We start from the raw sequence: 13369 nt of genomic DNA, 5'->3' as shown, positions 1-13369 counted from the left end.
TGTCGAATTTATTAAAAATTAGTTATAAATTAAAAATCAAATTTTAATCCAAGATTAAAGCGAGCTTGATAATACTCCATTTGCATTGTTCTTGCCGCAACCCCTTGATAATAGCGTAAAGGTTGGTTTGTTAAATTATTTGCTTCGGCAAACACTCTTAATTTAGAGGTGAATTTATAGGATGCATTTGCGTCTATAAAAGTTTGTTTGTCATAAAATCTATCATCAAAAGAATCACCACCAAGTTCATCTAAATAGTCTGCAGCATAATTTAATGAAATACGAGCAGAGAATTTTTTATTTTCCCACGAAAGCGAACTGTTAAACATGTGAGGAGCTGTTCCTGGTAAAGTTACATCTTTTCTTTCTTCTCCATCTGCATTTGTAATTCCTTTTGCTTCAGAATCTGTAAAAGTATAATTTAAGTATACACCTAATCCTTTAAAGAATTTTCCAGGTATAAAATCTAGTTGTCTTTGCACCGCAACTTCAAATCCATATACACTAACATTTTCTCCATTTCGTTCTTGTGTTAAAGACCAGTTACCTGGATTCACTGCAGGTATTGGATTCACTAAGTTAGGGAAATCTTGACTAAACTTTGCATTTGTATATTGATTGTCACGGTAAGTGTAAATGAAGTCATTCAATTTTTTATAAAACACACCACCAGATAATAAACCAACTGATTTATAATATTTTTCTAACATTAAATCAAAATTGTATGCATAAGTAGCTTTTAAGTTTGGATTACCAGCATCAATTGCAGAATCATCATCAGGAATAACACTTAAGAATGGAGATAAGGCATAGTAATTTGGTCTTGCTATAGATGTAGTAAATGCAGCTCTATATACCCAATCTTTTTCACTATTGTATTTAAATGCAATACTAGGTAAAACATTAGTGTAAGAGTTCGTGTTATTTATTTCTCCTACCAAGTCTTCTTCATCTTCAATATAATTAGCTGTGTAATCAATAAAAGTATTTTCTAATCTTAAACCTGCAATCATAGAAAGTTTATCATTAAAATCCTGATCAAATCTTACATATCCAGCATAAATATTTTCTTTTGCTTTGTAATTTAATGCTAAATATTCAGATGGAATATCCTCTTTATTAAAAAGTGCTGCGTTATTAAGATCTAAGTTGCCTAAAAAAGAATTACTTGCGAAAGTTCCTGGTACATATTGAGAACCTGCTTGCCAATTTTCTCCACCATAAAATGAAGTTTGTAACGTATTAAGATTTCCAAAATCTACAATTGGCTCATATTCGAAAAATTTATTGTTTCTAAATTTATCTTTTATTCTTAATCTTGCCCCAAAACGAATTCTACCTTTTTGATTTTCAATAATTGAAAAAGGAACTCTAAAATTAATTTTAGCACCCAATTCACTTTCTTCAGTATAATCATTGTTTTCGGATAATGTTCTAAATTCAAAGTCTTCTGCTGAATTATCTCCTATTCCAGTTATTAATGGAAATCTTGTATTGTTTAAATTCATGTCAAAATCAAGACCTCTATTTTGAAACTCAATGTAACGCTCATTTGGTCGATCTTCACTAGCTTGTGCATAGTTTATTGACCAATCCATATCTAATTTTGAACTAAGTAAATGCTCACCTCCAATAGAATAGTTTTGAACTATTTGTCTTTCTAAACGTGTTTTTTTGTTTTTATTATTATCAATACCACCTTTAGTTTGTCTTCTTACGTCTCCTTCAAATCCAATAATCTCATCATTTGCATCATAAATAGGGTCTATACCTCTATATCTTGCACGATAACGATTCTCTCTATCATCTCTAAGATTATACATTGCATTTAAGTAAATGCTATTGTTATTATTAAATTTGTAATCTGTAGCAAAGGCAAATGAATTTCGAACTCTTTGTACATCATATTTTCTAATATCGTATTCTTCGATATAAACATTTTCAAAATCATCTTTAACCCAAACTGCTTCTACATTGTCGGATCCAAAAACATTATTAAAGTAAGAAGCACTAAAAACAACTCCTAACTTGTTGTCTAAATATCGATTTCCGTATACAAAACCAGCTGTGTAATTTCCTTTTTCTCTTATAGGTCCGTATCCACCAGCGAGTGTAGCGGAAATTCTTTCACCATTTGGCGTTGCTCTTGTTATTAAATTCACAGATCCTCCAATTGCATCTGCATCCATATCTGAAGTTAAAGTTTTATTTACTTCAATTGTTGAAATCATATCAGCTGGAATTAAATCCATTTGAACATTTCTATTATCTCCTTCGGCAGATGGAATTCTGTCTCCATTTAAAGTGACAGAGTTTAAGTTAGGAGCTAGACCTCTTATTATTATATTTCTTGCTTCACCTTGGTCATTCTGCATTGTGATACCTTGAACTCTCTTCAATGCATCTCCAATATTTGCATCAGGAAAACGTCCTGTTTGGTCTGATGAAATAACGTTAGTTATGTTTTGATTGCTTTTTTGTTTGTTGATTGCTTTTGCTTGCCCTCTTAAACGGTCTCCAATAACTACTACAGTTTCAAGTTCATTAGTGGTTGTCGTTAACGCAAATGTGATATTTGTGTTTTTTCCTGCTTCAACTTTTACTTCTTGAGTTTGTTTTTCATAACCAATGTAAGTAATTTCAACTTGGTAGTTGCCTTCAGGGATGTTTAAAAATTCAAATTCACCATTTTGATTAGAGTAAGTGTATTTGTTTCCACCTTCTAATCTAATTGTGGCTCCAGGAAGAGAAAAGTTTGTTTCGGAATCAGTAATTTTTCCTGATATAATACCCGTCGTCTTTTGAGCAGTAGCGAACAAGTTAAAAGTTAACATAACAATTAACAATAAAAAATTTTTCATTTACTTTTGGATTTAGTTTTTTACACCGCAATATTAAGTGATTAACTTTTTTTACCTGTTAGCTGTAAATTATTAAATTTTGTATTTTATGTTATTGAATTATAATTAGTATTAATGAAATGTTAATAAAAAAGCATAAAACCCATGATAATATCAGAGGTTTTATGCTTTTTAGTAATGTAATAAGTTCGTCAAATTAACAAACTCATGATGTTTTGGAAATTATCCCAAATATGTTTTTAAAATCTTACTTCTAGAAGTATGTTTCAATCTACGAATAGCTTTTTCTTTAATCTGACGCACACGCTCACGAGTTAAATCGAAAGTTTCTCCAATTTCTTCCAAAGTCATTGGATGTTGGTCACCTAAACCAAAATACAAACGAACCACATCAGCTTCTCTAGGAGTTAGCGTTTCTAGGGCTCTTTCAATTTCCGTTTGCAATGATTCGTGAATCAATTCTCTATCTGGATTTGGAGATTCCCCTGAACGTAAAACGTCGTATAAGTTAGAATCTTCACCTTCAACAAGTGGTGCATCCATTGATAAATGACGACCAGAGTTTTTCATTGACTCTTTTACATCATTCACAGTCATGTCTAGTTCTTTTGCAATTTCTTCAGCAGAAGGTGCGCGCTCGCTAGATTGCTCTAATAACGCATACATTTTGTTGATTTTGTTGATAGAACCAATTTTGTTCAATGGTAAACGTACAATACGAGATTGTTCAGCCAAAGCTTGTAAAATCGATTGACGAATCCACCAAACGGCATACGAAATGAATTTAAAACCACGAGTTTCATCAAAACGTTGAGCCGCTTTAATTAAACCTAAGTTTCCTTCGTTAATTAAATCCGGTAATGTTAATCCTTGGTTTTGGTATTGTTTAGCTACAGATACTACGAAACGTAAGTTAGCTTTTGTTAGTTTTTCTAAAGCACGTTGGTCACCAGCTTTGATTCGTTGTGCTAACTCTACTTCTTCATCAGCAGTAATTAGATCAACTTTTCCAATTTCTTGTAGGTATTTGTCTAAGGAAGCAGTTTCACGATTGGTTACCTGCTTGGTAATTTTAAGCTGTCTCATTGATTTTTTTCTCCTTACTCTTTTAAAAGTTTCTGATAGTTATACGTATGGGCTTTTGAAAAAGTTACAAAAGTTTAAAAAATATTTTTATAAAACTCAAAAACCCCAAATCAAATGAATGAAATGGGGTTTTTTGTGAATTAATTCTATTACAAATTAACCTTGTGGCTTATCGTTTTTCTCGATTTTTTTCTCTTCTCTAGGAGGTCTTGGTATAAGTGCTTTTTTAGACACTTTTTCTTTACGTGTTTTAGGATCAACACCTAAATGTTTTACCATAAATACATCTCCCATCTTAACTACGTCAGCTACGTTTTCAGTTCTTTCCCAAGCTAATTCTGAAACGTGTAATAAAACTTCATTTCCTGGCGCTTGTGTGTATTCAACAACAGCTCCAAAATCTAACATTTTGATTACTTTTACTTCGTAAGACTCACCCATTTGAGGTTTGAACATTAAAGAGTCAATTTTAGCTAAAACAGCTGCAATTCCATCTGGGTTTGTTCCTAAAATTTCAACAACACCTTGTTCGTCTACTTCGTTGATTACAATAGTTGTTCCAGTAGCTTTTTGTAATTCTTGAATTACTTTTCCACCAGGACCAATTAAAGCTCCAATGAATGCTCCAGGAATTGTTCTTGTAATGATTTTTGGCGCATGTTTTTTAACATCTGCTCTTGGCGTTGCAATCGTTTCAGTTAGTTTTCCTAAAATATGCAAACGACCGTCACGAGCTTGGTTTAAAGCTTGCTCCATAATATCATAACGTAAACCATCAATCTTGATGTCCATTTGACAAGCTGTAATACCGTCAGCAGTTCCTGTTACTTTAAAGTCCATATCTCCTAAATGATCTTCATCACCTAAAATATCAGACAATACAGCAAATTTTTGACCGTCTGTAATTAATCCCATAGCAATACCAGAAACTGGTTTTACCATTTGAACTCCAGCATCCATTAATGCCATTGTTCCAGCACAAACGGTTGCCATTGAAGAAGAACCATTTGATTCTAATACTTCAGAAACAATACGAATGGTATAGGGACATTCTTCTGGAATCATATTTTTTAAAGCACGTTGTGCTAAATTTCCGTGACCAACTTCTCTTCTTGAAGTTCCTCTTAGCGGTTTTGCTTCACCAGTTGAAAAAGGAGGGAAGTTATAGTGTAAGTAGAATTTCTCTTCACCTTGTTCTGATGGAGAGTCAATTTGGTTAGCTTCTCTTGAAGTTCCTAAAGTTACTGTAGCTAAAGCTTGTGTTTCTCCACGAGTAAATAAAGCAGAACCATGAACAGAAGGCAAATAATCAATTTCACACCAAATTGGTCTGATTTCTGTTGTTTTTCTTCCGTCTAAACGAATGCCTAATTCTAAAATTACATTACGAACAGCTTCTTTGTTTGTTTTGTAAAAATATTTAGAAACTAATCCAGATAAATCTGAATTTTCAGCGTATTCTTCTTCAGTAAATAAAGCTTTAACTTCTTCTTTAACTTCAGCAAATGCTGCACTTCTTTCGTGTTTTGCAGAACCAACTTTAGCAATTGCATAGATTTTATCGTAAGCAAAGGCTTTTACTTTTGCATAAACTGCTTCATCTTCAATTTCACCTTCGTAAGTACGAATTTCTTTTTTACCAAAAGCTTCTTGTAAACGCAATTGCGCTTGAATTTGAACTTTGATAGCTTCGTGAGCAAATTTGATAGCTTCTACCATTTCAGCTTCTGAAATTTCTTTCATTTCTCCTTCAACCATAGCTACAGAATCCATAGAAGCTCCAATCATCATATCAATGTCTGATTTTGCTAATTCTTCTCTACTTGGATTGATAACAAATTTTCCATCGATACGTGCAACACGAACTTCAGAAATTAAGTTATAAAAAGGAATGTCTGAAACAGCTAACGCAGCTGATGTAGCTAAACCAGCTAATGCATCTGGCATTACGTTTTCGTCATGACTCATTAATTGAATCATTACTTGTGTTTCAGCATGGTAATCGTCTGGGAAAAGCGGACGCAATACACGGTCAACTAATCGCATGGTTAATACTTCGCTGTCGCTTGGACGTGCTTCTCTTTTGAAGAAACCTCCAGGAAAACGACCTGCTGCTGCAAATTTTTCGCGATAATCTACTGTTAAAGGTAGAAAATCAACACCAGGATTTGATGTTCTTGCAGAAACTGCTGTTGCTAATAACATGGCATCGCCCATACGAACAACAACAGATCCATCTGCTTGTTTGGCTAATTTTCCAGTTTCGATTGTGATGCTTCTTCCGTCACCTAAATCGATAACTTCTTGGAATACTTTTGGAATCATAAATTTTTTAATTCTAAATTAAACAAAGGGTCGTTGTGTTGTTGTTGTGTAGTTGCTTGTAACCCAATGAAAAACCAAACTTTTTCTGTCAAAATATATAAAACAAAAAGGGGCACAAAGCCCCTTTAGTTGATTATTTTCTAATTCCTAATTCTTTAATAATCTCACGATATCTGTTGATATCTTTTTTCTTCAAATAGTCAAGAAGACTTCTTCTCTTTCCTACTAAAAGTACTAATGAACGCTCTGTGTTGTAATCGTGACGATTCTTTTTCAAGTGCTCAGTTAAGTGTGTAATTCTGTGTGTGAACAATGCAATTTGTCCTTCAGCAGATCCTGTGTTTTCTGCTTTTCCTCCGTGTTTAGCGAAGATTTCTGCTTTAACTTCTTTAGTTAAGTACATGCTAATATTGTTTAAATAATTATTATGCGCGAATTAAGCTTGTCCTAATTCGTGTGCAAAGATAGGATTATTTTTTAAAATTCCAATTTAATATTTCAAATTCAAGAGCAAGTTCAAAAATCAAATTAAAATTAAATTCCAATTAAGAAACTCCAAATTCCAAATCCCAAATTCCAACATCCGAAAATCAGAATATCCGAACATCAAATCTCTAAAACAATTTCGCCACTTCTTGATTCACAAATTCTAAAAAGCGCTCATCAACTTCTGTGAATGGATCTAATACATGGGAATCAATATCAATTTGACCAATGTTTACACCATTTACAAATAACGGAACTACAATTTCTGATTTTACAGTAAAACTACAAGCAATATAGTTGTCTTGTGCTTTTACATCAGGAACTACAAAATTTTGGTTAGACATTGCCACTTGGCCACAAATTCCTTTTCCAAATGGAATTACGGTATGATCCGTTTCTGCCCCTACATAAGGACCTAAATGCAAAGTTTTGGTCTCGTGATTAGCAAAATAATAGCCAACCCAATCGTAATAGGGAACTGAATCACTTAATAATTGGCAAATTTCTTTTAATTTTTCATCTCGTGTAACATTCGTTTTATTTACAATAGCTAAAACTTGTGTTTGTAGGCCTTCAAAACTCATCTTTATTTTTTTTACAAAAGTATTTAATCTAAAGTATCAAAAAATATATATTTTTGTTAAAAAAATCACAATTGAAAACTCTTTTTTTCCAATATAAACCTTTTTTTACTTTTCTACTTAAGTTTTTGTTGTTCTATGTAGTTTTTACTTTCATTTACAAAAGCTATTTGAATACATATAATCCTTCAATGAATGAGGTAGACGGGATTTCGAAATTGGTTGCTAATCAAACTAAAGATTTGCTTGTTTTCTTTGGTCATGATGCTGCTATTCAACCGCATCCAACGGAACCATCCATAAAAATATTTTACAAAGAAAAATACGTTTCAAGAATTGTAGAAGGTTGTAATGCCATTAGTGTGATGATTTTGTTTGCGGCATTTATTTTTGCTTTTTCTAATCGCTTTTTGAAAACTTTCCTATTTATTCTGATTGGTTTATTTCTGATTTATTTATTAAACATTGTTAGAATTGCTTTATTGAGTTATGCGTTATACTATTATCCAGCTTATGAAGAATTGCTGCACGGAACTATTTTTCCTCTATTTATTTACGGAATAGTTTTCTTGCTTTGGATTGTTTGGGTAACCCAATTTTCAGGTTATGATAAAAAAGCTAATTAAAAATAAATTCCGTGTTTTAATCGCTATTGGAACACTTCTAGCTTTGGTAGCTGTGAGAGCTTTTGAGCAAAAATTGTTCTATGATCCTTTTTTGCCTTTTTTTAAAACCGAATTTCAAGGAAAATCATTACCCGATTATGAAGGCTTCAAGTTGTTTTTGAATACATTTTTACGCTATTTTTTGAATACTATTTTTTCAATCCTTTTAATCTATCAAATTTTTAAAGAGAAAAAATTAGTGGTTTTTGTTTCTTGGCTTTATCTGTTTTTATTTGTTGTGCTTGCGGCAATGTATTTTGGAATGTTGTATTTTGAGACTTCTGATTATTTGGTTTTGTTTTATGTTCGTCGCTTTTTAATTCAGCCTTTATTTTTGGTATTGTTTATTCCTGCCTTTTATTACCAAAGAAAATCAAAATAATTTCGTATCTTTATGGGTGAAGTAAACGCCTATGAAAATCAAAAAATATTCAGGAGAAATTGTTGAGTTTGATAAAGAGAAACTTATCAAGTCTTTAATGAATGCTGGTTCCGAAAGAGGAATCGCTGAGCAGATTTTATTTGAAATCACGCCACAATTACATGAAGGAATTACTTCGAAAAAAATCGCTAGGTTAGCCTTTCAAAAATTAAAATCACGTTCTAAAGCAATAGCAGCTAGATATAATTTAAAGTCAGGTTTGATTGCTTTAGGGCCAGCCGGATTTTACTTCGAAAAGTTTATCGCTCGTTTATTTGAATTACAAGGATTTCAAACACGTAGTAATGTTTTTGTAGATGGGAATTGTGTTTCTCATGAGTTGGATATTGTAGTTAAAAAAGACAATCACCTAGCCATGGTTGAATGCAAGTTTCATAGCGGACAAGAAATTAAATCAGATGTCAAAGTTCCAATGTATATACTTTCTCGTTTTAATGATGTAAATCAGAATCAGTATCGTTTTTTTGAAACGGATGAGCAATTGAGTAAATGTTGGATTGTGACTAATAATAAATTCACTTCAGAAGCAATAAAATTTGCAGAATGTTCGGGAATTCATTTATTGAGTTGGGATTATCCACAAGAAAAAAATTTAAAGAATTTGACTCAGGAATTCCGATTGTACCCCATCACTTGCTTAACAACGTTAACCATTGCAGAAAAAGAACTTTTGCTTTTACAAGATATTTTAACGGTTTATGATTTAACCCATCATCCAAAGAAATTTAAAAAATTACGAATAAGTCAATCGCGAATGAAAAACATATTAACAGAATGCCAGCAATTATTGCATAAAAATATTGAATAAAATTTCTCATTATGAAAGTACATTTTTTTGGTGGAGCAGGAACGGTCACAGGATCAAAATATTTAGTAGAAACAGCATCAACTTCTGTTTTAATAGACTGTGGTATGTTTCAAGGATTGAAATTTCTTCGTGAATTGAATCGGGAACCACTTCCGTATTTACCTGAAAATATTGACTTTGTAATCATCACACACGGTCATTTAGATCATTGTGGTTGGTTGCCAGTTTTAGTTCGTGATGGTTTTAAAGGAAAAATTTTCTGTACTGAACCAACAAAGGAAATCATAAAAATTATTCTTCTCGATAGTGCAAAAATCCAAGAGGAAGAAGCAGAAAGAGCGAATAAAGAGCATTTTTCAAAACACGATCAAGCCACAGCTTTGTACACAGTTGCCGATGCTGAAGCGGTTTTTCCTCATTTGCGAGTAATTGAACCAAATTTAGACGTTAAAATTTCGGATGAAGTGTATTTCAATTTCTTTTATGCTTCTCACATTTTAGGCGCTTGTTCAGTGAATCTAGTTGCAGAAGGAAAAACTTTAGTGTTTTCGGGTGACATTGGTCAAGATGATGATGTATTGTTATTTCCTCCCAAAAAACCCAAACAAGCCGATTATGTTTTTTTAGAAAGTACGTATGGCAATCGTTTACATCCTTCAAATAATACTTTACTTGAAATAGAAACCATCATCAACAATTCTTTTAACAGAGGTGGAAATGTAGTGATTCCAAGTTTTGCCGTAGAGCGCGTACAAACCGTAATGTATTTATTATGGCAATTGCAAAAAGAAGAACGATTACCCAAAATGCCTTTTATTATTGATACACCAATGGGAATTGACGTGATTCAATTGTTTCTTGAATTCGGGAAATGGCATAAATTGTCTCTCGAAGAATGTCAGGAAATGTGCCAAATGTTTACACTAATTTCGGATTATAAAGACACCATTGCAGCTATTTATGACGAAAGACCCAAAGTAGTAATTGCCGCTAGTGGAATGATAACCGGAGGAAGAGTGCTGTCTTATTTGGAACGCTATATTGGTAAACCCGAAACCACAGTTCTTTTGGTTGGTTATCAAGCGGAAGGAACTCGCGGAAGAAAATTATTGGAAGGCGCTAAAGAAATTAAAATGTATGGCAAATATTATCCTGTAGAAGCGAATGTCATTTTAGTAGAAGGATTATCGGCTCACGGCGATCAAAAGGATTTGCTAAATTGGCTCTCTGAACTAGAAAATACACCACAAAAAGTATTCTTAGTACATGGTGAAAATGAAGCTGCTGATGAGTTGCGCCACCAAATAAAAGAACACTATAACTTTGAATGTATGGTTCCGTATTTAGGACAAGTAGTTGAAATTTAGATAGATTTAACAATTTTTGAAAAATTCTTTATTACCTTTGCTGCATGTCAATTAGAAAAACTATAGCACTATTTTTAGCGTTTTTCATCCTAATGCCCAATTTAGGATTGGCTTTGAACGTGCATTATTGTCATAATGAAGTTGCATCCATTTCTATTAAAAATGAACTGGTTGAGCTATTAAATCCAATTGATATTTCTTGTTGCTCTTCTACTGAAAATTGCGGAAAATGTTGTTCCAATGAAGTAGTGGAATTGGAAAAAAATAAGGAAATTTTTTCTCAAGATTTTACTTCATTCAAGTCGTTTCCTGCGGTTATGATGACTACTGTTTCTATGAATTTCAATTTGAATTTCATTGGAAATATTAAAAAGCAAGTCATTGAAAACCTTTGTGAAGCCAATGCGCCACCGCTTTATAAATTATATTCTCAGTACATTTTCTACGCTTAATTTTAATGAAATTCTAGAGTTTACCAACTTTATTAATCATTAAAATTAAAATATCATGTTACAAAAAATAGCGTTTTTGCTGTTCCTTTTGCCGTTGATTTCTTTTTCTCAAGAAACCGTAAAAGGAATAGTTGTAGACGAAAATAACGAACCTTTTTTAGGTGCCAATGTCTTCTGGTTCGGGACTTCAGTGGGAACAACTACTGATGTAAATGGCGCATTTTCATTAGAAAAATCTTCAGAAACTACTTTTTTGGTAGTAAGTTACATTGGTTATGCCACTCAAAAAGTAGAAATAACTTCCAATGAGGTTAAAATCGTTTTGAAAGAAGTAACCAATTTAAAAGAAGTTGAGGTAATCAAAACCAAAAAAAGTACAGAACATTCCCTTTTTGCCGTTACTAATGTCCAAACGATGGGACAAAAAGAACTTTTGAAAGCGGCTTGTTGTAATCTTTCGGAAAGTTTCAGCACCAATCCATCCATTGATGTGAATTTTTCGGATGCCGTAACGGGGAATCGTCAAATTAAAATGTTGGGCTTAACAAGTCCGTATATTTTGATGACTGAAGAAAATATTCCGGCGGTTCGTGGAGCTTCTCAAGCTTATGGATTGTCTTTTGTGCCTGGAACTTGGGTCGAAAGTATCCAAATTACAAAAGGAGCAGGAAGTGTAATTAACGGCTACGAAAGTATTTCGGGACAAATCAATTACGAAGTTTTAAAACCAGCCGATGATATTCCGTTTTTCTTAAATGTATATGGTTCTAACGATAGTCGCTATGAGTTAAATGCGCATTTCAACCAAAAATATTCGGATAAATTAAGCAGTACGTTGTTCATTCATGGAAATACCCGAATTGGGAAAAATGATATGAATAACGATGGTTTTTTGGATAATCCTATTGGAAAACAGGTCAATATTTTGAACCGTTGGCAATATACAGATGCAGAAAAAGGTTTAGTTAGTTTTTTAAACCTGCGCTACATGAATGACGAAAAGCAAGCGGGTGAAGTGAATTTCAATCCAGATTTAGATAAGTTTACCACTAATGCTTGGGGAAGCGAAGTGAACACAGAGAAAATTGAAATTTCTAATAAAACAGGTTATGTTTTTCTAGAAATGCCTTATCAAAGTTTTGGTTTCCAAAATTCGTTCCAATCGCACAAGCAAGAATCGTATTTTGGGTTGAATCAATACAACATTCATCAGAAAAGTTATTACTCTAATTTGTTGTTCAATTCGATTATTTCCAATACCAAAAACAAATTCACCACTGGTTTGAATTTTAATTACGATGTGTATGACGAGCAAGTGGCGTTGAATTTCACGCAAGATTTTTCCCGTATTGATAATTCTATTGGTGCTTTTTTCGAATACACGTATGACAATTTAGATAATTTCAGTTTGGTTGCTGGTGCTCGAGTAGACAATCACAATCGCTTAGGAACTTTTGTTACACCAAGATTACATTTGCGTTACAATCCATGGGAAGATGCTGTGATTCGTGCTTCTGCTGGAAGAGGAAAACGTGCGGCAAATATTTTTGCTGAAAACCAACAATTGTTTGCGTCTTCTCGTCAATTTTCGATTTTAAATTCGGATGGGAAATTATACGGATTGAATCCAGAAATTGCATGGAATTATGGATTGAGTTTTATTCAAAAATTCAAATTTTTAGGTAAAGAAACCGAGTTAGTTTTAGATTATTACCAAACGGATTTCCAAAATCAAGCGGTTGTAGATATCGATTTTAGTCCGCAAGAAGTATTGTTTTATAATTTGGATGGGAAAAGTTTTGCTAAATCTTTTCAAGCAGAATTAAATGTAGAATTAATGATGCATTTAAACTTGAAAACCGCTTACAAATATTACGATGTGCAAACGCAATTTCAAACAGGTCAATTGGAAAGAGCTTTACAAGCCAAACACAGAGTTTTTGCTAATTTAGCTTATGAAACTCACATTAAAGAAAAAGGCCAACAATGGAAGTTTGATTTTACGTACAGTTGGTTAGGAAAACAACGTTTGCCATTTACAGCAACCAATCCTGAAGCATATCGTTTATCGGAATATGCACCAGCTTTTGCTGTGATGAATGCGCAGGTTACTCGAACATTTTCAAGTAAGTTTGAAGTGTATGTAGGTGGAGAAAATATTGGAAATTACAGACAAGATAACGCAATCGTTCAAAGTGAAAATCCTTTTGGCGCATATTTTGATAGTAGTATGATATATGGTCCGGTTTTTGGACAAATGTATTATGCGGGATTGCGATATAACATTAAATAATAG

General features: G+C 32.9%; 11 protein-coding genes. 6 read left to right on the top strand and 5 right to left on the bottom strand.

Annotation, left to right across the window (positions count from 1 at the left end):
- Nucleotides 1-29 precede the first annotated feature (29 nt).
- The 5 genes from DPN68_RS02185 to DPN68_RS02165 form a co-directional block, all read right to left on the bottom strand.
- Complete coding sequence (locus DPN68_RS02185) at nt 30-2861, bottom strand: TonB-dependent receptor (protein ID WP_113987957.1); 2832 nt, start codon at nt 2859-2861, stop codon at nt 30-32.
- Nucleotides 2862-3083: 222 nt separating this feature from the next.
- Complete coding sequence (locus DPN68_RS02180) at nt 3084-3947, bottom strand: sigma-70 family RNA polymerase sigma factor (protein WP_045967558.1); 864 nt, start codon at nt 3945-3947, stop codon at nt 3084-3086.
- A 156-nt stretch (nt 3948-4103) separates the two neighbouring features.
- Complete coding sequence (locus tag DPN68_RS02175; RefSeq protein WP_113987956.1) at nt 4104-6272, bottom strand: polyribonucleotide nucleotidyltransferase; 2169 nt, start codon at nt 6270-6272, stop codon at nt 4104-4106.
- Between the two features lie 133 nt (nt 6273-6405).
- Nucleotides 6406-6675 carry a 30S ribosomal protein S15 gene (gene rpsO, locus DPN68_RS02170; RefSeq protein WP_113987955.1) on the bottom strand — a complete coding sequence of 90 codons (270 nt, stop codon included), beginning with the start codon at nt 6673-6675 and terminating at the stop codon, nt 6406-6408.
- Nucleotides 6676-6886: 211 nt separating this feature from the next.
- A complete protein-coding gene (locus DPN68_RS02165) occupies nt 6887-7342 on the bottom strand; it encodes a GAF domain-containing protein (protein ID WP_113987954.1) in 456 nt (151 codons plus the stop codon).
- Nucleotides 7343-7395: 53 nt separating this feature from the next.
- Between DPN68_RS02165 and xrtF the strand changes: the two genes are divergently transcribed.
- From xrtF to DPN68_RS02135, 6 genes are read left to right on the top strand one after another with little or no spacing between them, the layout of a single operon-like run.
- Nucleotides 7396-7965, top strand: coding sequence for an exosortase family protein XrtF (xrtF, locus tag DPN68_RS02160; RefSeq protein WP_113987953.1), 570 nt, complete (start codon nt 7396-7398; stop codon nt 7963-7965).
- Complete coding sequence (locus tag DPN68_RS02155; protein WP_113987952.1) at nt 7946-8386, top strand: exosortase F system-associated membrane protein; 441 nt, start codon at nt 7946-7948, stop codon at nt 8384-8386. The genes xrtF and DPN68_RS02155 overlap by 20 nt, the downstream gene beginning before the upstream one ends.
- A gap of 31 nt (nt 8387-8417) precedes the next feature.
- Nucleotides 8418-9254 carry a restriction endonuclease gene (locus tag DPN68_RS02150; RefSeq protein ID WP_113987951.1) on the top strand — a complete coding sequence of 279 codons (837 nt, stop codon included), beginning with the start codon at nt 8418-8420 and terminating at the stop codon, nt 9252-9254.
- A gap of 11 nt (nt 9255-9265) precedes the next feature.
- On the top strand, nt 9266-10621 hold the full coding sequence (locus tag DPN68_RS02145; RefSeq protein WP_113987950.1) for an MBL fold metallo-hydrolase RNA specificity domain-containing protein: 1356 nt from the start codon (nt 9266-9268) through the stop codon (nt 10619-10621).
- 44 nt (nt 10622-10665) lie between these two features.
- Nucleotides 10666-11073: an HYC_CC_PP family protein gene (locus tag DPN68_RS02140; RefSeq protein WP_113987949.1), complete on the top strand. Its 408-nt coding sequence runs from the start codon at nt 10666-10668 to the stop codon at nt 11071-11073.
- Between the two features lie 55 nt (nt 11074-11128).
- Nucleotides 11129-13366 (top strand): TonB-dependent receptor, encoded by a 2238-nt coding sequence (locus DPN68_RS02135; RefSeq protein ID WP_113987948.1) that lies wholly within the window; start codon nt 11129-11131, stop codon nt 13364-13366.
- Nucleotides 13367-13369 lie beyond the last annotated feature (3 nt).

It is taken from the genome of Flavobacterium tibetense (assembly GCF_003293845.1).
GTDB lineage: Bacteria > Bacteroidota > Bacteroidia > Flavobacteriales > Flavobacteriaceae > Flavobacterium > Flavobacterium tibetense.
Note: the sequence above shows the minus strand (reverse complement) of the source record. Positions and strands in the feature narration are given on the sequence as shown.